Origin of the sequence: Pseudarthrobacter sp. NIBRBAC000502771 (assembly GCF_006517215.1) — a bacterium.
GTDB classification, from domain to species: Bacteria; Actinomycetota; Actinomycetes; order Actinomycetales; family Micrococcaceae; genus Arthrobacter; species Arthrobacter niigatensis.
In genome coordinates, this window is sequence record NZ_CP041187.1 from 1,377,366 (window position 1) to 1,399,160 (window position 21,795).

Annotated in this window: 11 protein-coding genes; 7 read left to right on the forward strand and 4 right to left on the reverse strand. The window is 65.6% G+C overall.

Annotated elements, in window-relative coordinates; all coding sequences use genetic code 11:
- Nucleotides 1–84 precede the first annotated feature (84 nt).
- The 4 genes from tcuA (at nucleotide 85) to NIBR502771_RS06550 (ending at nucleotide 5,029) form a co-directional block, all read left to right on the forward strand.
- Nucleotides 85–1,545: an FAD-dependent tricarballylate dehydrogenase TcuA gene (gene tcuA, locus NIBR502771_RS06535; RefSeq protein ID WP_141159022.1), complete on the forward strand. Its 1,461-nt coding sequence runs from the start codon at nucleotides 85–87 to the stop codon at nucleotides 1,543–1,545.
- 41 nt (nucleotides 1,546–1,586) lie between these two features.
- Entirely contained in the window at nucleotides 1,587–2,222 is a 636-nt protein-coding gene (locus tag NIBR502771_RS06540; RefSeq protein ID WP_141159023.1) for a GntR family transcriptional regulator, read from the forward strand.
- A gap of 312 nt (nucleotides 2,223–2,534) precedes the next feature.
- On the forward strand, nucleotides 2,535–3,452 hold the full coding sequence (locus tag NIBR502771_RS06545) for an intradiol ring-cleavage dioxygenase (RefSeq protein WP_141159024.1): 918 nt from the start codon (nucleotides 2,535–2,537) through the stop codon (nucleotides 3,450–3,452).
- A gap of 116 nt (nucleotides 3,453–3,568) precedes the next feature.
- Complete coding sequence (locus NIBR502771_RS06550) at nucleotides 3,569–5,029, forward strand: polysaccharide deacetylase family protein (RefSeq protein ID WP_246839829.1); 1,461 nt, start codon at nucleotides 3,569–3,571, stop codon at nucleotides 5,027–5,029.
- Between the two features lie 292 nt (nucleotides 5,030–5,321).
- Here NIBR502771_RS06550 and NIBR502771_RS06560 read toward each other — a convergent pair whose 3' ends face one another.
- Nucleotides 5,322–6,296: an alpha/beta fold hydrolase gene (locus NIBR502771_RS06560; RefSeq protein ID WP_141159025.1), complete on the reverse strand. Its 975-nt coding sequence runs from the start codon at nucleotides 6,294–6,296 to the stop codon at nucleotides 5,322–5,324.
- A gap of 142 nt (nucleotides 6,297–6,438) precedes the next feature.
- On the opposite strand from NIBR502771_RS06560, the gene NIBR502771_RS06565 reads away from it, so the two are divergent.
- The 3 genes from NIBR502771_RS06565 to metH all read left to right on the forward strand — a co-directional run bounded on the left by NIBR502771_RS06565 (nucleotide 6,439) and on the right by metH (nucleotide 16,331).
- Nucleotides 6,439–7,491 carry an LLM class flavin-dependent oxidoreductase gene (locus NIBR502771_RS06565; RefSeq protein ID WP_141159026.1) on the forward strand — a complete coding sequence of 351 codons (1,053 nt, stop codon included), beginning with the start codon at nucleotides 6,439–6,441 and terminating at the stop codon, nucleotides 7,489–7,491.
- A gap of 1,110 nt (nucleotides 7,492–8,601) precedes the next feature.
- Nucleotides 8,602–12,318 carry an NACHT domain-containing NTPase gene (locus NIBR502771_RS06570; protein ID WP_141159027.1) on the forward strand — a complete coding sequence of 1,239 codons (3,717 nt, stop codon included), beginning with the start codon at nucleotides 8,602–8,604 and terminating at the stop codon, nucleotides 12,316–12,318.
- Nucleotides 12,319–12,686: 368 nt separating this feature from the next.
- Nucleotides 12,687–16,331: a methionine synthase gene (metH, locus tag NIBR502771_RS06575; protein ID WP_141159028.1), complete on the forward strand. Its 3,645-nt coding sequence runs from the start codon at nucleotides 12,687–12,689 to the stop codon at nucleotides 16,329–16,331.
- Nucleotides 16,332–16,379: 48 nt separating this feature from the next.
- Here the strand turns inward: metH and NIBR502771_RS06580 are convergent, their stop codons facing one another.
- From NIBR502771_RS06580 to NIBR502771_RS06590, 3 genes are all read right to left on the reverse strand, one after another.
- Entirely contained in the window at nucleotides 16,380–17,999 is a 1,620-nt protein-coding gene (locus NIBR502771_RS06580) for an ABC-F family ATP-binding cassette domain-containing protein (RefSeq protein WP_141159029.1), read from the reverse strand.
- Between the two features lie 362 nt (nucleotides 18,000–18,361).
- Nucleotides 18,362–21,214, reverse strand: a complete 2,853-nt coding sequence (locus tag NIBR502771_RS06585) for an ATP-binding cassette domain-containing protein (RefSeq protein ID WP_141159030.1) — start codon at nucleotides 21,212–21,214, stop codon at nucleotides 18,362–18,364.
- Nucleotides 21,211–21,768, reverse strand: a complete 558-nt coding sequence (locus tag NIBR502771_RS06590; RefSeq protein WP_141161439.1) for a hypothetical protein — start codon at nucleotides 21,766–21,768, stop codon at nucleotides 21,211–21,213. The genes NIBR502771_RS06585 and NIBR502771_RS06590 overlap by 4 nt, the downstream gene beginning before the upstream one ends.
- Nucleotides 21,769–21,795: the final 27 nt, after the last annotated feature.

Below are 21,795 nucleotides of genomic sequence, written 5' to 3' on the forward strand. Positions count from 1 at the left end.
GAAGCCTGCGCCAGGATGCTATTGCATGCGACGGCATACCTATGTATACAATCGTGTACAGCGATGGAGCTGAGGAGATTGACGATGATCAAGAGCGACGTTTTGGTAGTGGGCGGCGGCAACGCCGGATTTGCGGCAGCACTTGCGGCGGCCGAGCGTGGACGCAAAGTGGTCCTGCTCGAAAAGGCACGGGAAGCCGCATCGGGCGGCAACAGCTTCTACACCGCCGGTGCCACGCGCATCTCCCACGACGGGCTCCAGGAGCTGATCGAATTCGTGGAACCTGATGAGCGGCACGCCGCCAGCGAAGTCCCCGCCTACACGGCCGCCGAATACCTTGCCGATCTGTCCAAGGTCTCCGAAGGGCGCAACGACCCCGAACTTTCCGCGGTCCTGGTCAGCGAAAGCAACCCGACCCTGCGCTGGCTTCAGGGCCTGGGACTCAAATACCGCCTGATGTACGAACGCCAGGCGTACCGGACCCAGGACGGCGGGTACCTGTTCTGGGGCGGACTGCACGTGGGCAATGTGGGCGGCGGCAAGGGGCTCATGGCCGACCACCGCGCAGCTGCTGAGCGCGTGGGCGTTGAGGTCATCTACGACTGCGCAGCCACCGGCCTCATCCAGGAGGACGGCCACGTGCGCGGCGTCCGGTACCGCAGCTCATCTGGAGAAGGCGAGCTCCGGGCCGAGTCGGTCATCCTCGCCTCGGGAGGTTTTGAAGCCTCACCTGAACTGCGCCGCCGGCACCTGGGGGAGGGCTGGCAGAACGCGAAGGTACGCGGCACGCCAGGCAACACGGGGGAGATGATCCTCGCTGCCCTCGACGCCGGGGCGGCCAGGGGCGGCGACTGGTCCACCTGCCACAGCGTGGCCTGGGACGCCTGGCATCCGGAGAACGAGGGCAACCTGGAGCTCACCAACCAGCTCACCCGCGGCGGGTACCCGCTGGGCATCGTGGTGAACAGCGACGGGAAGCGGTTCGTGGACGAGGGCGCCGACTACAGGAACTACACCTACGCGAAGTACGGCCGGGACATCCTTGCCCAGCCGGGCTCGGCCGCCTTCCAGATCTTCGACGCTTCGTCCCGCCCCATGCTGCGCGCCGAGGAGTACGACATGCCGGGGGTTTCGGTGGTCACCGCGCCGACCCTCGCCGAGTTGGCGCAGAAAGCCGGCATCAGCCCCGAAGGGCTGGAGGAAACGGTGCAGGACTTCAATGATTCGATCACCGAGGGCGCCCCGTTTGACCCCAACGTCAAGGACGGACGCCGGGCCGACACCCAGCCGCCGAAGAGCAACTGGGCCCGCAGCATCGCCACCGGCCCGTTCTACGCTTTCCCGGTGACCTGCGGCATCACCTTCACCTTCGGTGGCCTCAAGACGGACACCTGGGGCCGCGTGCTCACCGAAGACGCGGAGCCGCTCGAAGGGCTGTATGCCTGTGGGGAAGCGCTGGGCGGACTGTTCAGCGGAAACTACCCCGGCGGCTCCGGGCTTGCGGCGGGCGCCGTGTTCGGCCGCCGCGCCGGTTCCATCGCGTAAGCAACCCAGCAGCCCCCACCAGCAACGGAAAAGAGGAAAAAGTGGCCAGTCCCATCCACCAGCGGCTTCGCGAGGATGTCCTCGCGAGTGTGTTTGCGCCTGACGAGCCGCTCACGGAGGCCAAGCTCACCGAGCGTTACGGGGCTTCCCGGACGCCCGTGCGGGAGGCGCTGCAGCGGCTGGAGCAGGACGGGCTGGTGGAGCGGCGCGGCAAGGCGGTGGTGGTCCGCACGCATTCGGCCGAGGAGATCATCGACATCTACGAGTCGAGGATCATCCTGGAGCAGGCCGCCGCCGCCAAGGCCGCCGTCAAGGCAACCGCCCTGGACCGCCAGCTGCTCACGGGGCTGCTGACGCAGATGCAGCAGCTGGATCCCAGTGACGGCCGGGCGCTCGCCGAAACCAACCGCGCCTTCCACGCCCAGCTGTGGCACGCCACGCACAGCCCGTCGCTGATCGGACTGCTGGAACGCCTTGACCAGCAGGTGCGCCGGTACACCCTCACCACCCTGACCTACCCGGGACGGTGGCCGGTGGTGCTGGCGGACTACGCCGAGCTGCTGGCCGCCATCGGGGACGGCGACTCCGGGCGTGCGGGTGAGATCGCCGCCCGCCACATGTCCGACGCCTTGAACATCCGGCTGAAGATGTACGCCGAGGATCCCAGGACGCTCTAGGCCGCAGCGTCCGCACCAGACCCGCCGGCAGATGTTCCTGCATACTCCATCGCAACAGGAAACCCGAAAGTCGGGCGCAGGGCATCGGCCGGTGCAAAGAGGCGGGGCAGGCTCCAATGGGCCTGCCCCGCCTCGCTTTTCCGGCGCCTTATGCGCCGGGCCGGCTTCGCTGGAAGGGACGACGACGGCGGCGGGCGGGTGCCGCCGTCGTACCTTCCCCCGGCCGGCCGTGCAAGAAGCTCCGTCCGAACGCACAGCAACGGCACAGCAGCAACCGGCCCACGGCATAGCCCCGTGCGGTTTCCTTGCATCATGAGCACTTCACGCGCACCCCGCCAGCCCGACCTTGACCAGCCGCACCCCGACCATGACCGGGGGCTGGAGTTTGACCTGAACACCCTGGTGAGCCGCAGGTCCCTGGGACTGTTCCTGGGCGCGGGCGGTGCGGTGGCCGCGCTCGCCGCGTGTTCACCGGCCGGAAACACGGGTTCCACCTCGCCGGCAGCAACCACGACGGCGGCAGCCACCACGTCCGCCGCATCTGCCACGGCCTCGGACACCGGCACCGCCACGCCAACGCTGACGCGGGCCATCGACGAGTGCGGGGTGGAAATTCCGCAGGAAACCGCGGGCCCCTATCCTGGCGACGGTTCCAACGGGCCGAACGTCCTGGAAGCGTCCGGAGTGGTGCGCCGGGACATCACCTCAAGCTTCGGCACAGCTTCCGCGAAGGCCGAGGGCATTCCGCTGACGTTCACGCTGACCCTCCTGGACAACGCCAACGGCTGCGCCCCGATGGCCGGCGCCGCGGTGTACGCGTGGCACTGTGACCGGGACGGGAAATACTCGATGTACGACTCGAGCCTGAAGAACGAAAACTACCTGCGCGGTGTGCAGGAAGCCGATGCCAACGGGCAGGTCACCTTCACGTCGATCTTCCCGGCCGCCTACTCCGGGCGCTGGCCGCACATCCATTTCGAGGTGTTCGAGTCGATGAACAACGCAACGGCTGCCGGGCAGGTCCTGGCCGTCTCCCAGATCGCCTTGCCCAAGGCAGCCTGCGACGACGTCTACGCCACCCCCGGATACGAGAAGAGCATCACCAACATGACCCGCACCACCCTGAAATCGGACAACGTGTTCGGCGACGACGGCGGCATCTACCAGCTGGCAACAATGAGCGGTTCAGCCGCTGCCGGCTACACAGCGGGACTCAACGTGACAATCTAGGCTGCCGCAGCTCCCCGGTTCCAGGCGACTGCCTCCGGTTTTGTCATGTGGGGCTGGTAGTAAGGGACAATCGAGAGGTCAACACCTGAGGAGCGTGCGGATCGATGGGGCTGGGTATGGGGCGCACCCGCGGGAGCGTGGCTGTTGCCTGCCTGCGTTTGCTCGTTGCCTCGCTCTGCGCAGCGGCGGTGCTGGCCAGCGGTGCTGGCAGTGCGGTGGCCCCTTCCCTGCTGCAGCCCCATGACCGGGTTTCCAGCCAGCCGCGGGTGGTGCCGATGCCACCGCCATTGTCGGACGTGCTGGATCAGCCGGCCGCTGTCCCGGGCGGGTACCCGATGGGCTTGACGGCCCAGGTGGGAAACCACCACGTCCACGCGTCCTGGACCTACGTTGACGGGCTGCCCGCCTTCAACGCCCAGATTGACTCGTGGCTGCTGGGACTCCTGGATGCGGCGGCTCCGGCGGGTGGCCGCTACCGGCCCGCGATGGCACTGAATGCCGGCCAGCACCAGGGCCGGGAAATGGTCATTTCGGCCAAACCCGTCCAGGCCAAGGGCAATGTGCTTGTGGTCCGTCAAAGAGTGTCGGACGCCGGGCCGGAGGGAGTCAGCGCGATGGCGTCCGCCACCGTTTATGTCGACCTGGCCTCCGGCGCGGTCCGGAGCGGCACCGACCTGCTGAGGCCTGACGCCATACCGGCCATCCAGGCACGCGCGGCGGGCGTCCCTGCCGACATCGCGGCCCGCGCCCCGCAAGGAATCCCGACCGACCTTGTCCTCAGTCCGGAAGGCGAACTAACCGTCTCCGCAGGGCAGCCCGGCATGCCCGGCCGGGAGGTGACGGCCACGATGAATGCCGCAGACACGGCGGCTGCCCTCAGCGATTACGGCCGCCAGGTGCTGGGGCAGCTGAACGCCGCCGCAGCACCGCGCCCGGCCAGCGCCCCGGCCCACAGGCACGTGAACTGCGATATTGTCCCCTGCGCTGCACTGACCTACGACGACGGGCCCGACCCCCGCACCACGCCCCAGTTACTGGACATCCTGAAGGCCAACGACGCGCAGGCCACGTTCTTCATGACCGGGTCCAACACCACCGCCAACCCGGCAACCGCCAGGCAGGTTGCCGAGGCCGGGTACGCAATCGGCAACCACACCTTCAGCCACCCCTACCTGACCAAGCTGTCCCCGCCCGCGATCAGGAAAGAGATGGACCGGACGGATGCCGCGATCCTGGTCGCCACGGGTTCCACTCCCACCATGATGCGTCCGCCGTACGGCGCGGCCGATGCAACGGTCCAGGCGGCTGTGGGCAAACCATTGATGATCTGGGCCGTGGACTCGCTGGACTGGCAGAGCAAGAATCCGGCGGCCTTCGTGCCCAAGGTGCTGAAGGAGATCACGCCCGGGGCGATGGTGCTCATGCATGACGTCCAGCCCTCGACATTATCCGGGCAGCAGGAACTGATTGCGGGCTTGCAGGGGCAGGGTTACAAGCTGGTGTCCGTCCCCCAGCTCTTCGAGGGGATTCCGCTGCTGCCCGGGCACGTTTACCGGTCCCGGCCGGCGCGGCCGTAGGGCTGCGGCGGCTGGGCTGGCTGCTCAAGCCGGCATTTGCCGCGAACCAGCGGTGGGCGATGGCGCGCGGACAGGGGGCGCTGGCGCTGGAACTGCGCCGACGGCGGCGGGGCGCCGACCCAGCCAAATCCCGCCGCCCGCTGGCCCCACGTTCGCACGCCTGTCCCGCTGGCAGCAGAGACCTGCGCGCGCCTGACGTGACCGGCTGGTTTTGCTGGAAGGTTCGACGACGGCGGCGGCGGGTGAGTGCCGCCGTCGAACCTTCCAGCGGGGGTGCTTTTCTCCGGGACCGTCAGCCTGCAACTGACGGTGCGGGGGAGTCCTGCCGCTGGGTGACACGCTGGATGAACTCGACCGTCTCGCGCTCCGTCTCTGCGCGGGTGGTGGGTTCGTTGTGCACCTCATGCCGGACGCCGGGGAAGACCCGGGTGCGGACGTCCGCGTGGCCCGAATCCGCTAGGCGGTTTGCCACGTGGTAGGCGCCTTCGCCGTAGTTGGTCACGGGGTCCTGGTCGCCGGCGAGGATCAGCACGGGGAGGTCCGCGGGGAGCTGTTTGTACCAGTCGTCCGAGGTGACCTGATCGTAGAGGTCCACGAAGCCCTGCAGGAAGCGGGCGCTCAGCGGCGCGCCAAAGTTGTTGAAGGGGTCCCTCCCGTGGTCGGTCACGACGTCCGCATCGAGTGCCACCCAGGCGGTGGGGCCGGCACCTTCGCCGAAGCGGCCCAGGAAGCCGTCGAACAACTGGCCCACCAGTTCCTCGGGCGCGGGCTCCGCGCCGCGCTCGCCGGAGGCAAGCCGCGCCAGTTCCGGCCGGTCGATCATCTTCTCGATGCCCCGCATCTGGGCGGCGATGCCGCAGAGGATCAGGCCGGAAAGCTGAGCACCTGGATTGACGGCCATGCCGCGCGCGATCATGGAGCCCCAGCTGTGGCCGAACACCACGTAGGGGAGCGAGGGGAGTGCCTCTCGGGCTTTGGCCTGGAGGGTGACCTCATCGGCGACCACCACGCTGGCGGCGTCCTCGCCGGCGTCGCCCCAGGTGCCCTGCTGCATTGCCGTGCGCCCGTGCCCGGAGTGGTCTCCGGCCACCACGATGAAGCCCGCGTCCACCAGGGTGGAGATGAGGTGGAGGTAGCGGCGGGAGTGTTCGCCGAGCCCGTGGATGAGTTGCACGATGGCCTTGGGTTGGCCGATGGGTTCGTAGACCCAGGCCTGGATGGTGTCGCGGCCGTTGGCGGACGTGAACTCGATTTCCTGCAGTGACATGTTTTCCTCCCGTGCCGGCGCCGTCGCTGGCTTGTGGCGAGCCTAACCATAATGCCGTCATTTTCGTCAATGATTGCTGGTTCAACCACGGGGATCCCGCCTAGTCTGAACCCAGCCACGTCCGCCGCTTGGAAGGAAGCCGATGCCGCATCCCGAACGTCCCCTGCGCAAGCTGGGATTCCTCACCATTGGGTTATTCGATCCCGCCAATCCGGCTGCGGGCCACGAGTCCACGCTGCAGATCATCGAACTGGGGGAGCGGCTGGGGTTCGACAGTGCCTGGCTGCGCCACCGGCACCTGCAGTTCGGCCTCTCTTCCCCTGTGGCGGTGATGGCTGCCGCGAGCCAGCGGACCTCGCAGATTGAGCTAGGCACTGCCGTTACGCCCCTGGGCTGGGAGAACCCGCTGCGCCTGGCCGAGGACCTTGCCACCGTGGACCTGCTGGCCGGAGGGCGCATCAACCCCGGCGTGAGCGTGGGGGAGCCGATGCAGTACGACACAGTGAAGCATGAGTTGTACCCGGACACCGCGGACGTGGAGGACTTCAGCTACGCCCGGGTGGAGCGGTTTGCGCGGTTGGTTGCCGGGGAGCCGGTGCGGGAATTCTCCGGCAAACAGGGCGTGGTGGAGGAATTCTCCAACCGGGTGGAGCCGCATTCGCCGGGGCTGCGGGACCGGCTTTGGTATGGGGCCGGCAGCACGAAGTCAGCGGTGTGGGCCGGTTCGAATGGGTTCAACCTGCTCTCCAGCAGCGTGATCTTCCCAGATAGGGACCAGGAACCGGACTTTGCCCTGGTCCAGCAGTCGCAGATCCGGGCGTTCCGGGAAGCGGCTGCTTTGGCGGGGCATGCTGGGGCTCGGGTTTCGCAGGGATTGGTAGTGATCCCGACTGACTCGGCATCTCCTGCCCAGCGGGAGAAGTACCAGCGGTACGTAGACGAACGCACTCCCCGCACTGCTGCGCCGCAGGGGCCGCGGGGCATGATGTTCGCGGCTGATCTGATCGGCACCAGCGAGGAGATCGCGGAGCAGTTGTATGCGCATGCGGGGTTCCAGGAGGTGGACGAGGTGGCGTTCGCCCTGCCCTTCAGCTTCAATCACGAGGACTACGTCCAGATCCTGACGGATATTGCTGGCAAGCTGGGGCCGGCTTTGGGCTGGGCTCCCGCGGGACGCGACCAGCTGACGAGGTAGGTAGGACGCGGGCGTTCATGGCCATGGGAGCCGACGAGCGACAACACCCCGATGCATTGAACTCATCAAGTTAGAACAGGCGGATTTAGTACTCAGACTACTCATCGAACCCGTGCGATGAATACCTTCGGCCCCTTTTGACGCTTATTTGCCCAAGTTTGACGTCAGGCTGGGGTGTACTTAAGTGGCGCATTAGAGGAAGCGCTTGTTTGAGGATAGCCTCTTGCCTTGCCGAGCTCTTCGCTGTTAAATCCTCATGCTAACTCTGGCTGTCCACTTGTTCCGCTTGCGCCCGGGGAATTAGGCAACAAAATTTCCTGCACCGAAACCATCAGCTGCAATGGGCCACGGCAAAGAGCTAAGGTCGGCAAAACAAGGGGTGATTCCCCCTGCAGGAATGCCCCCCTGTCCCGAGCGGTGCAACTAGGGGCAAGCCTCGACGGGTGGGGGAAGGTGCTGAACGTGTTTCCTGCCAGGATATGGAGACGGGTTAGGCAGCGAAAGATCGGATCAGATTATGACCGTATCTAAACGGTATGGGGACCGACCGGGAGCGCGGTTATTTAGATGTCTCAATCAGGGCTGAACTTCTACGTGACCGCCGTAAATGAAATCATGAGATTTCCTGGGATAAGCCCTACAATTGGCATCCTTGTCTTGGTTCAATAGGAGCCAATTGTGCGCTCTGCTCTCAACAGATCTTCCCAACCAGTGGCCGTAGCCTCATACACCTGAGTAACTTTGCCACCAGAGGAAAGAGCAGCCTTTCCCTCACCCATGGAAATCACAGGAGCCCTCGGACAAACCGAGTCAGAGAATAGATGCATCGGGGAGTGAGCTCGCTGCTTTGCACCGATGTACGTTCCGATGACGTCAGGCTGGGCTCTAAGTCCGCACCACGGTTGTGTCCGGAAATCACGTTACGCCTGACAATGGCTTGCACCTCGCGGATGTCCATCCTCCGTTGAAGTAAAGGCGGCACGCCCAGTTCTCCTCGTGCTCAGAAGATAATGTGCTATGGATAAGCTGGGATAAAAGCGGATCGGATGGATGCGCGCGGTAATGCCGACGACAGACGGTCGTCTGTTCGGCAGGGGGGATTGAGGACGCGTGGGGTACCTCTACGAGAACAGCAATGCTGAACGTTTTCAGCACCTTTGTCAGTCCTTGCTCGCGGCTGATTTTCCTAAGCTTCAGTGTTTTCCGGTTGGACAGCCTGATGGCGGCCGTGACGGCTGGGATCCGGAAACCAAGACCGTACTCCAAGTCAAGTTCAAGCGTGCGGATGAGGAGGAGAACGCTGACTGGCTGATCGAAGCACTGGAGAATGAACTCCCGAAGATCCTCCGTCTCGCGAAGAGGGGCGCCGAAGGCTACATCATTGCGACCAACGCGCGAGGTACTGCCCATGAAGACGTTGGTCGCATCGACAAAGTGCAGAAGTGGCTAGATGAGAACCTGCCGATTCCGGCTACATGCTTTTGGCGCGATGAGATCGACCGACGGTTCGACAGTGCTTCGGTTTCCCTGAAATTAAAGTATTCAGAATTGCTCAGCCTCGAGGACGGGATCGAGGTTGCGCTCGGCGCTGTGTTCGGTTCAGACCAGGAGCGTCAGCAGGATGCAATCCGTGGCTTTATCGCCGCGCAGTTCGAGTCGGACAAGACTGTAAAGTTCAAGCAGGTCAGTCTTTCCAATGACCTCCTCGACCTATTCATTGATGTACCCGTAGGGTTCCCGCACAAGCTATTCGGCAGGCCCACCCGCGGATCGTCTAGGGACGACTTGCGAGCCTTCTTCTCTGCCTTAAGTAGATCGGACCGCCAGTTCTACGTTGACGTTGAAAGTGGTGGCCGCGAGGTCTTTATCGGATCGAGGTCTGACCCACTTCAGCGATTGAACCTCGGCACCGCCGAGGTCCTCTTGGGGAGTGCAGCGCAGGAGCATCTGAGACTGGTTGTCCTCGAAGGTGCCCCCGGCCAGGGTAAGTCAACGCTTGGACAGTATGTGTGTCAGATGCATAGGGCGCGCTATTTACAGAAGCAGGACGTTCTGGATCGGGTTCCGGAAGCCAACCGGCAAACGGCGTTTAGAGTCCCCCTCAAGGTCGATCTGCGCGACTATGCAGCATTCCTTGAGGGTAACTCGCCGTTTGCATCTCCGTCCTTACCGTCGCAACCACGAACGCTCGACGTCTTTCTGGCGCAACTTATCGGATCCAGCTCCGGGGGCATGGAGTTCAAGGCTCACGACGTCCTGTCACTGCTGAAGAACGCACCAGTGTTGTTGTTTCTCGACGGACTCGACGAGGTGGCCGACATCTCTGCTCGCGAAGCACTCGTGGCGTCCATAGGTGAAGCGCTTGCCCGTTGGGGCGAATTCCATGCCGACTTGCAAGTCGTAGTTACAAGCCGGCCGTCTGTATTCGGACGCGCACCAAGTTTCGAAAAGTTTGGGTTTGTGACACTGACCCTGCAGAACATCGATTCTGAGCGCATCTATGACTACGCCAACAGGTGGGTCCTGGCGCGTGGTCTTGATGAGTCAGAGCAACGAGACGTTAGGAAGATTCTCAGCGAGAAGCTCGAGCTTGCCCATATACGGGATCTAACTCGAAACCCGATGCAACTCACGATCCTGTTGAGTTTGATCCATCAGGTTGGACACTCTCTCCCAGATCAGCGCACCGATTTGTATAGTCGGTACGTCGACTTGTTCCTTACTCGTGAGGCTGATAAGTCGGTGCGTGTTCGCGAGAACCGGGCTGTGCTTTTGGGATTCATCCAGCACTTAGCATGGGTCCTCCAAACCCAAGCGGAGTCCTCTAAGACGGCGGGAAGTATCTCCGTGCAAGGTTTACAGGATCTGGCAAGGAAGTACCTTAGCGCCGGAGGGCACGCGGTCGAGATCGCCGATGATCTGTTTGGGGGTGGCCTGGAACGTATCTTCATCTTAGTTGAGCGCATCGAAGGGCTTTATGAGTTCGAGGTGCAGCCGTTACGTGAGTTCTACTGCGCCCAGTACCTTTACTCGACCGCACCGGTTGGTACTTACCGCGACCGGGTCCTCCGAGGGGATAGGGCACAGCGATTTGAAGCGCTTGCAGCGAATCCATTCTGGTTGAATGTATGTCGTTTTTACGCAGGCTCCTGCGAGCGGGGCGAGACAGGAACCCTCGTTTTGAGTCTCGAGGAGATGATCAAGACCGGTGACCTTGCGGTTGCAAGCCATGCGCGGCGGGTCGGCCTATCACTCCTCCAAGATTGGGTGTTCAGCAACGTCAAGTACCCGCAGGATCAGTTGATCCGCGCCATCTTCGACGAAGACGGGACCCATCTTCTGATTGCGGGAGAGGGGCGAGGGGGCGAGGAGCTAACCCTAGATATCGAGTGCGGCCGAGACACTTTGCGTGCTCGCATCTTCGAGCAGCTCAAAACATGGCCTGTCGACATTCGAACATCAGCCCTGTGCCGTGTGCTGAGGATGAATGGTGGCCGCGACCTAAGTCACGAGTTTTGCGAGTTGCTGACTGATCGAACTGGCGAAGATCGCACCTACCAGTTGATCCGAATGTTCCGCACTGGGGCAAGCGCAGCTCTCTCCCCAGAACGGCTGTGGCAACTGATCACTGAAGACGATCCGGAACGCGATCAACTGCTGCTCCGTAGCTCCGAATTGCTCTGGAGCGAACCTACAGCCGCCGCGAAGATACCAAGTCTGGTTGAGGAGTTCACTAGCGGAGTCCTGGACGGCCTGGTTGAAGGTGTCGGCCACCACGCCTCGTTGCTGGCCGTGTTCGCTGATCTTCTTGGCAACTCGCCAGCCGCGTACATGGGATTGAGGAGACTGGGTGAGCTCGAAGGCCTTGACCTGAAAACTCCTGATAAGGATGTCGTGCCGGCAGCCGTGCGAACTTTTGTTGACGCAGTCGGGACGATACCCCTCGACAGTGTCGACGACACCTTCGATCAGCGGAGATCCCCAGAGCTTTGGACCTCAATCGCCGAGATCGCACGCCAACAGTTCGGAGATACCTGGGCGACGATGTCGCTTGCCATTCGGACGGCTGGCATCAGAACGGCTATGGAGCTCCCCGACGGTTCGAATCGGCTTTTTGACTCAGGAGTCCCCGTCTGCGCGCGAGCTCGTGCGGCTCGCCTTCGGCGGGGCGGAGCCACATGGTGGCTTGAGCAGCTCGAACATGCATCCTCTTCGCTGGAGCGCAGATTCTGGGCTGGTCTTGTCTTGATGTGGTCAAGTGGCCAGAACCTCTACGAGCTCGCCAGCGAAACAAATGCCATTGTGGACGCACTTAGCGAATACGAGTATGACGCTCTTCGAGCAACGATTGCAGCCGCTGCTTCTTCTCGCCATCTTCGGGCAGACCGAAAAAAGCTATCTGAGGTTGACCTGAAGCCATTCTCTAATCGGACAGCACTTCTGGTCGCGGTGGCACTTAGAGCCGAATCATCGAACCTCCGCTACTCAACCAAGCAGGAGCGCACAGAACCCCTACGCGCCTTCCTTAAGCATCAGCGAGATCTCGAGAACATTGATGAGCTGCCCTCCTGGAAGGATCAGGAGGAGGCACTCGCATGGGCGAAACGGCTTACCCAGTTACGAAGGGATCGACGCGGGCCGACGTATCGTACCCACATACACTTGCTCGAATCCCGCCTACGAGTCCAGAGCGCAGAAAAGGTTCTCAACGAACCAAGGGCATATCCTCCCGAGCTTGTATCGCGTGCCGTTTTGGAAGTGCAGCGCCGCTACCGCCCTAAGACGCTGGCGACTGTGTCCAATGAACAGGATTGGGCTTTCGACTAGCGGTGGGTGCGCTTCACGCCCATGATGAATCCGGCAGGTAGTTTCAGTAGTCCGCTAACCGCCGCGAGTAGTTGGTCAAAGTAAGTCACCAACTGCTGCATTGGTAGCCCGCCGCGTGGTCGACTCAAATGGCAGCTAAACCAAGCGACCCCCTCGGCAGCGGACATGGATCGAAGCTCTTCCCATCAGCAGCGTGTTGCCAGCTAAGTGGCCTATCGGCAGGTCGAACATCTGCCGGAATCCAATGAGGAAGCCCAACCACTTGTAGTCGAGGGGTGCCCCGCTGAGAGACAACGAGAGCCTTAACACCCCCCGTAGTACACGGACACACAGCGCAACGCAGGCGCCCCCGCCCGTAACCTGTTTAAATGCCTCGTTTCGCACTGGACATCGAGTCCGTCCCCCGCCCCGCCCGTTCCCAGGAACTCCTGGATGCCGTGAACCACCGGGTGGTCATTGCCGACGGCGCCATGGGCACCATGCTCCAGGGCCGTGACCTGCAGTTGGACACGGACTTCCAGAACCTGGAAGGCTGCAACGAGATCCTCAACGACACCCGCCCGGACGTCGTCGCGGATATCCACGACGCCTACTTCGCCACCGGCATCGACGCCGTGGAAACCAACACCTTCGGCGCCAACTGGTCCAACCTCTCCGACTACGGCATCGATGACCGCATCGAAGAGCTCGCCCGCAAGGGCGCGGAGATCGCCCGCGAACGCGCCGAAGCGGCGGAAGCAACAGACGGCCGCATGCGCTGGGTCCTCGGCTCCATGGGCCCCGGCACCAAGCTCCCCAGCCTCGGCCACACCACCTACGACTACCTCAAGCAGGCCTTCGCCCTCCAGGCCGAGGGCCTCATCGACGGCGGCGCGGACGCCTTCCTCATCGAAACCAGCCAGGACCTCCTGCAGACCAAAGCCGCAGTCAACGGCTGCAAGCAGGCCATCGTCGCCCGCGGCGTCCGCCTCCCCATCTTCGTGGAGGTGACGGTCGAAACCACCGGAACCATGCTCATGGGCTCTGAAATCGGTGCCGCGCTCACCGCCCTGGAACCGCTCGGCGTCGACGCCATCGGCCTGAACTGCGCCACCGGCCCCGACGAGATGAGCGAGCACCTGCGCCACCTCTCCAAGCAGTCCTCCGTCGCCATCGCCTGCATGCCCAACGCCGGCCTGCCCATCCTCGGCGCCAACGGTGCACACTACCCGCTCACCCCCACCGAGCTCGCCACCGCCCACGAACAATTCGTGCGCGAATTCGGCCTGGGCCTGGTGGGCGGCTGCTGCGGTACGACGCCGGAGCACATGGCCGCCGTCGTCGAACGCCTTGCGCCCTTCCGCGCCAAAGCCGTGGATGCCAAGGCAAGCAACGCGCCGGCACGAATCCCCACCGAGCGCGAGGCCGGCGTCGCCTCCCTCTACCAGCACGTCAACTTCGACCAGGAGTCCGCGTACCTGGCCATCGGCGAACGTACCAACGCGAACGGCTCCAAAGCCTTCCGCCAGGCCATGCTCGAGGAACGCTGGGACGACTGCGTGGACATCGCCCGCGAACAGATCCGCGTAGGCGCGCACCTGCTGGACGTCTGCGTCGACTACGTGGGCCGCGACGGCGTCGCGGACGTCAAGGAAATCGTCTCCCGCTTCGCGTCCGCCTCCACCCTCCCGCTGGTCATCGACTCCACCGAACCGCCCGTCCTGCAGGCCGGCCTGGAACTCATCGGCGGCCGCCCCGTGGTCAACTCCGTCAACTACGAGGACGGCGACGGCCCCAACAGCCGCTTCGCCCGCATCATGCCCCTGGTCAAGGAACACGGCACCGCCGTCATCGCCCTGACCATCAACGAAGAAGGCCAGGCCCGCACCACCGAAGGCAAGGTGGCCATCGCCTCCCGCCTCGTCGACGCCCTGGTGGGCGACTGGGGCATGCGGGTCGAGGACATCATCGTCGACTGCCTCACCTTCCCCGTCGCCACCGGCCAGGAGGAAACCCGCCGCGACGGCATCGAAACCATCGAGGCCATCCGCCAGATCACCGCCAAATACCCCGGCATCAACACCACCCTCGGCGTCTCCAACGTCTCCTTCGGCCTGAACCCCGCCGCGCGCATCGTCCTGAACTCCGTGTTCCTGCACGAAGCCGTCCAGGCCGGCCTGACCAGCGGCATCATCGACGCCGCCAAGATCGTCCCGCTCGCCTCCCTCCCCGATGAGCAGCGTAAGGTGGCCCTGGACCTCGTCTGGGACCGCCGCGAATACGACGCCGACGGCAACACCACCTACGACCCCCTGGCCATAATGCTGGACATGTTCGCCGGCGTCGACACCGCAGCGCTCAAGGACCAGCGCGCCGCCGAACTCGCGGCCCTGCCCACCGGCGCGCGGCTGGAACGGCGCATCATCGACGGCGAAGGCAAGGGCCTCGAAGCAGACCTGGACCTGGCCCGCAGCGAAGGCATGACCCCGCTGGGCATCATCAACGACCACCTGCTCGAGGGCATGAAGGTGGTGGGCGAACGCTTCGGCGCCGGCGAAATGCAGCTGCCGTTCGTGCTGCAGTCCGCCGAGGTGATGAAGAACGCCGTCGCGCTGCTCGAACCGCACATGGAGAAGTCGGACTCCTCCGGCAAGGGGACCATGGTGATCGCCACCGTGCGTGGCGACGTGCACGACATCGGCAAGAACCTGGTGGACATCATCCTCACCAACAACGGCTACAAGGTCATCAACATCGGCATCAAGCAGGGCATCGCCGAGATCATCGCAGCAGCCGAGCAGCACAACGCCGACGTGATCGGCATGTCCGGCCTGCTGGTGAAGTCCACCGTGGTGATGAAGGAAAACCTCGCGGAGCTGCAGTCCCGCGGCCTGGCCAAGAAGTGGCCGGTCATCCTGGGCGGCGCGGCCCTCACCCGCGCCTACGTGGAGCAGGACCTGGCGGAGCAGTTCGACGGCGTGGTCCGCTACGCCAAGGACGCCTTCGAGGGCCTGTCCCTCATGGAACCATTGGTCCGCGTGGCCCGCGGTGAATCACCGGACGACGTCGGCCTGCCGCCGTTGAAGAAGCGCATCCACAAGGGCGGGGCGAAGTTCACCATCACCGAGCCGGAGGCCATGCCCGGCCGGTCCGACGTCACCACCGACAACCCCGTCCCCGCGCCGCCGTTCTGGGGCACCCGGATTGTCCGCGGCGTCTCGCTGCACGACTACTCCGCCTTCCTCGACGAGCGCGCCACCTTCATGGGGCAGTGGGGCCTCAAGCCCGGCCGCGGTGAGGACGGCGCCTCCTACGAGGAACTGGTGGAACTCGAAGGCCGGCCACGCCTGCGCTACTGGCTGGACCGCATCCTGGGAGAGGGCATGCTGGACGCCTCGGTAGCCTACGGCTACTTCCCCGTGGTCTCCGAAGGCGAACAGGTGGTAGTGCTGCACCACGGCGAGGATCCCGACGGCGTCCTGGGCCAGGCGGGCCTGCTCGCCCCGGACGGTGGTTCAGGCGGTCCCATCGGCAGCGACCGGCTGCGGTTCGATTTCCCGCGCCAGCGTCGCGACCGGCACCTGTGCCTGGCCGACTTCGTGAAGTCCCGCGAATCGGGACAGATCGACGTGCTGCCTGTACAGCTGGTCACCGCCGGCTCCAAGATCGAGGAGTTCACGTCCAAGATGTTCGCGGCCAACCAGTACCGCGACTACTACGAGCTCAACGGCCTGGTCATGCAGCTGACCGAGGCGCTGGCCGAGTTCTGGCACGCGCGGATCCGCAAGGAGCTCGGCTTCTCGGCCGAGGAGCCCAAGGACACGGCAGGGTATTTCAAGCTCGATTACCGCGGCGCCCGCTTCTCTCTGGGCTACCCCGCCTGCCCTGACATGGAGGACCGCCGCAAGGTCACCGAGCTGCTGAAGCCCGAACGGATGGGCGTGGTCCTGAGCGACGAGCTCATGCTGCACCCGGAACAGTCCACCGATGCGTTCGTGTTCCACCACCCGGAGGCCAAGTACTTCAAGGTGTGAGCTGGCGCCGGCCCGGCCGTCCGCGCCGGAAGCGGCGCCGGGCTCTTGTCATTCCGCGCCAGGCAGCGAGGCCAGCTCCGTCAACGACCCGTCTGGTCCCATGCCGAGGATGAGGTCCAGGTCCAGCCGGTCCAGGAAGGCGTCATCGTGGCTGACCACGATGACGGCGCCGCCGTAGGCCCCGAGCGACTCCACCAGCTGGTCAACGCTCCGGATGTCCAGGTTGTTGGTTGGCTCATCCAGGATCAGGACTTGAGGCGGCGGGTCGGCGAAAAGCAGCCGGGCCAGGGAAACCCTGAACCGCTCACCGCCTGAGAGTGTGTGCACCGGCCGGTTCACGCTGTCGCCGCGGAGGAGGAACCGGGCCAGCTGGTTGCGGATATCGCCCGCAGGCACGTCCGGCGCGGCGTCCTGCACGTTTTCGAGGGTTGTGGCCTCTTCCCGCAGCCCGTCGAGCCGTTGACGCAGGTAGCCGGCGCGGTCCGTCAGCAGGCTTCCACCGGCTTCGCCCTCGATGCACGGGACACCGCCCATCAAGCGTTCCAGCAGTGTGGTCTTGCCGGCGCCGTTGGGTCCGGTGATGGCCACCTTCTCCGGGCCCTGCACCACGAAGGAGCGGTTGGTGCCCCGCAGTTCCGCGATCCGCCGGCCGCGCGGAACGTCCGGGTCGGGAAGGTTCAGGGATATCCGCTCCTGGTCCCGCACCCTCGCTGCGGCGGCGTCCAGGGCCGCTTGCGCGGCCTGCACTTTGGCGTCCATGCCGGAACGCATTCGTCCGGCTGAGACCTGGGCATCAGAGGCCCGCTGGTTCATCAGGATCTTGGATCCCTTCTTATTGTCGTAGCTGGCCTGGCCCGTCCTGGCCCGTTGGGCGAGCTTCGATTCCGCCTCCTGCTTTTGCCGTTTTTCCTTCTTCACCAGTTGTTCAGCGGCACGGGTTGCCTGTGCGGCTGCGGCTTGCTGGCTGTCCAGGTACGCCTGCCACTCGCTGTAGGGGCCGCCGAACACCGTGAGCCCTCCCTCATACAGTTCGGCCGTGCTGTCCATGAGTTCCAGCAGTGCCAGGTCGTGGCTGACCACCACCAGGCTGCCCGGCCAGTCGGCCAGTATGCGTCCGAGCGCCGAGCGTGCCCGGCGGTCCAGGTTGTTCGTCGGTTCATCCAGCAAGGTGATGGGGGTGCGCCGGATCCGGAGCCCGGAGATGGCGGCCAGCATGGCTTCCCCGCCGGACAGTTCGCCCACGCGCCGGTCCAGCCCGACGCCGGCCAGGCCGATCCCCTCCAGCGCCTCGTCCGCACGGGCCTCGATGTCCCAGTCGTCGCCCAACGCATCGAAGTGCTCCACCGCTGCGTCACCGGATTCGATAGCCCGCAGGGCACGGACTTTGTCCTTGATCCCGAGCAGCTCCATCAGGGTGGCATCGTGGTGCAGCGTCAGGGTCTGCGGAAGGTAGCCGACGTCGGCTCCCGTGGTGATACTGCCGGCCGTCGGTGTGAGGGTCCCCGCCACGAGTCGCAGCAGCGTTGACTTCCCGGAGCCATTCGTTCCGACGAGCCCGGTTTTCCCGGGCCCGAAGCTCCCGGATATCCCGGACAAAGCCGGCGAGCCGTCCGGCCACCGGAAATGCACGTCCGTGAGGACGATGGATGGATTTTTTGTTGCAGGCATGGTGCTCCCAAAACAGGATGTTGGGCGGCTGGGCCGCGGTTCGCCAAGGTCAGGTCCGTAGAGCGCGGGTCCTAGGGCGGACGGGGCGTGGCGGTGGGCGGCCACGGCGGCCTGGGGCATGGGCAGGCGTATGCTGCGGGGCAGGAAATCAGTGCAGGGGAAAGAAAGCCGTGGATCGGCATCGGGCTCCGGGTGGTTTCAGCGGGTGAAGCGCTGAACTTGCCGGCCCTTGGGGCATCAGGGAAGTGTCAGCGCGCGGATTGCGTCGCGAAACCTGAAATGCCCGTCAAAACATTGCCTAACACTGGGGAACAGAGGACAACAGTGTCACAAATTCGTTGGCTGGAGGCAACCTGTCTGCGTTACGGTGTGAGCTGGCGCCGGTCCCGCACCAGCGGTGACGGCACACTGGCGGCCTGGCCGTCCGCCCCGGCAGCCCCGCCCGCACCGGACACCGGCTTCACCCGCCGCAGTGAGGCGAGCACCGCCCGGCCCACCACCGCGATGCCGATCACCGTGGTGACGGCGCGCAGGGTGTCCCAGCCCGCCGTCGAGGTCAGCAGCGAGTACAGCAGGAAGCTGCTGAGGTTGGTGCCCAGCGGCGCGCCCGGAACGTAGGAAATGCCTGTGCCGACGCCCACGGCGAAGGGCCAGAACCACAGGTTCAGCAGCAGCCCGAACACGTAGGACGCCACCACGCCGTAGGCGGCCAGCATCCACAACTCCGCCTTGCCGCGCACCCGGCGGGGCAGCAACCCGGCTCCCGCACCCACCCACGCGCAGGCAAAGACCTGGAACGGCGTCCACGGTCCGATCCCGCCCCACAGCGCACTGGAGATGGCAATCGTGGCGGCCCCGAGGAGCAGGCCGAACCTGGCACCGAATGCACGCCCCGCCAGGATCAGCAGGATGAAGACCGCTTCCACGCCGCCGACGCCGGTGCTCGCCACCCGCACCGCCGAACCGACGGCAGCCAGCACGCCCAGCAGCGCCACCGTGTGTGCCGAACGCACCGACCCGTCCAGGGAAAGCACGACGGCGACCGCGGCCACGGGTGCAATGGCCAGCGCCGCGTAAGGGGTTGCGGCGGCAGCGTCCTGGGGGAGGGCCGCGGCAAGCAACGGCCAGCAGAACGCGGCGAGGGCGAGCAGGTTGGCGACGGCGAGGACCGCGAGTTCAGCGCCCCTCGGCATCCGGACCCGGTGTGGACTCGTGGCGCCCGGTACATCTTCCTGTTCAGCGGGGGACGCCCCAGCCTGGGCTCCGGCAAAAGCGGGAGGGGGTGCCGGGACATACGGTTCCGGGGCAGCGACAGGTTCCAGGGATGGTGCCACGCCGTCACGCATCGGCAGGATGCGGGCACCCAGGCCGTGCGCGAAGTCGAGGTCGTGCGTGGCGATCAGGACCGCCGCGCCGTCCACTGCCGCCGTGCGCAGGGCGTTCGTCACCGCTGCGCGTGCGGCCGGATCGAGTCCGCGGGTGGGCTCGTCAATCAGCAGCACCCCGGGGCTGTCCATGGTCTGCAGGGCGATGGCCAGGATCCTGCGTTCGCCGGCGGAGAGGTCCCGCGGATGCCCGTTCCCGACCGGAATATGAACGTCTCCCCGAAGCCGGGCAACGCGGGCCGCCGCGGCACCGGCAGCAACCGCCGCGCCGTGTTTTTTGCGCGCCAGCCGCCGTTCCGCCGCCCGCAGCTCGCCCGCCACGGTATCCCGGGTGAAAAGGTCATCGGAGGCGTCCGGCACCAGGGCGACCCGGCCGCCGTCGGACGTTTCCACCGCGCCTTTGGCTTCAGGGAGGGCCAGCGCCACCAGGAGGGAAGACTTCCCGGCCCCGTTCGGCCCCACCAGCGCCACGATCTCGCCGCGATGCAGGGCCACGGAAGCGTCGCGGACCAGCGGCGTCCCCTTCCGGTGCACCTCGAGGTGGGTTGCCGTCAGCACGGGGTCATGGCTGTGGGCGGGGAAGACAACGGGCCGGGCATGGGCAGGAGCGGAGGGGGCGGGAGCGGTGCCCCGCACCAGGGCGGCGTCCTCGAGGGTCCACCAGGAATCCGCCACCGGCACCAGCGCTCCGGCCCGGTGCTCGGCCACGATGACGCACACGCCGTCTTCGCGGGCCAGGGTCCTGAGCGCCGCAATGACGCGGCTGCGGGCCGTGGCGTCGAGGTCGGCCAGCGGCTCGTCCACCAGCAGCAGCCTGGGCTGGTCCACGACGGCGGCGGCGATGGCCACGAGCGTTGCTTCACCTGCCGAGAGGGTGCTGACTTCCCGGTTCAGCAGCGCGGCGACCCCGATCCGTTCCGCCACCGCCAGGACCCGGGCCTTCACGGCGGCCGACGGCACGCCGCGGAGCTCGAGCGCCAGGGCGATGTCATCCCGGACCCGGCTGGTGGCGAAGGCTGCGCGCGGGTTTTGGAGGACGACGCCCACTAAACCCGCGGTGTCGCGCGGGGGAGCGGAGGCACGGTCCGTCCCGGCAATCCGTACGGTGCCGGACAGCCCGCCGCCGTCCACGTGCGAAAGGAGGCCCGCGAGGCCGCGCAGGATGGTGGACTTACCGGATCCGGTGGGCCCGGTGATCACCGTGACGGACCCGGCGGGCGGCGCGAACGAATCAACCCTGATGCGTGTGTCAGCGACGCCGAACTGTGCACCGCGCACCAGAAGCGGCGCGCCGTCGTCGTGATTTCCTGAGTGTGTTGCCCGGCTGCCGAAGCCGCGCAGCTCCAGCGCCGCGGCAATGCGGCCTGCGTGTTCCAGGGTCCGTTCGAGCACGGGCACCAAGGCGCGCGGGCCGAAGCGTTCGCCCCGCAACCGGAAGGCCAACCGAACCGAGGCCACCGCGTCGGCCAGCGCCGGGAGCGCCGCCCACGCCACCACCAGCATCCGCGCCACGCCCTGCAGGGGGCCGCCGCGGGCAAGGCGGACAAAGCCCCGGGACACATCCACCCAGGCGTTGAGCAGGCCGAACGCGAGAATGGTCGCGGCGATGGGCAATGCGGACAGCACCGCTGCCCACAGCCCCGGACCGGTGACCGGGCCCAGGAACACCACATGGGCGTACGGAGCCGGAAGCCGCAGCGGCGGCAGGTCCAGCAGGACCGGGCTGCCGGTACCTGTCCCGTTGAAAAGGACCCGGTAGGCGACCCGCGCCGCGATGAACACAGCAGCGAGAACCGCTGCTGCGCGCAACGGCGCGGGCCGCAAGGTCATGACGCGGGTGCTGCCGGTTCGTTGTCCACGGTGTAGAGCAGTTCGAGGCTTTCGCCGGGGCTGAGCTTGAGGCTGTCGAGGCCTTCCTGCGCGTAGGCCCACGTGCCGGCGGCGGGCTTCACCCAGAGGGCCCAGTAAGAGACCGTGTTGGTGTCATCGCACGCTTCGCGGGTAGTGCCGCCCTTGTGCTTGATGTCGAAGTCCGCAGCGGGCACGCCGTTGACGCGGCACGCGAAGCTCGTGGGGTACTTGGCTGTGCCCTGGATCTTCACGTTGGCTTTGCCCAGCACGTCCGATGCCACGGTGGGTCCGTCCACGGACACGCAGGTGGAGGTGTCGGCGGCGGACTGCTTCAGGGCGCCCGAATCGACGACGACCTTCACGCCGGCGCAGGGGCCGGCGGAGGTTGAAGCGGCGCTGGCGCTCGATGAAGCCGCTGACGCGGGTGCGGAGGAGCTTGGCTGGGTGGCGGCAGGCGTGGAACAGGCGGCGAGGGTAAGCAGGAGGCCTGCGGCGGCGAGGGAGCCCGCGGACGCGGTGCGGAGTTTAGTCAATGTCACCTGTCAAGGGTAGGGCGTTGG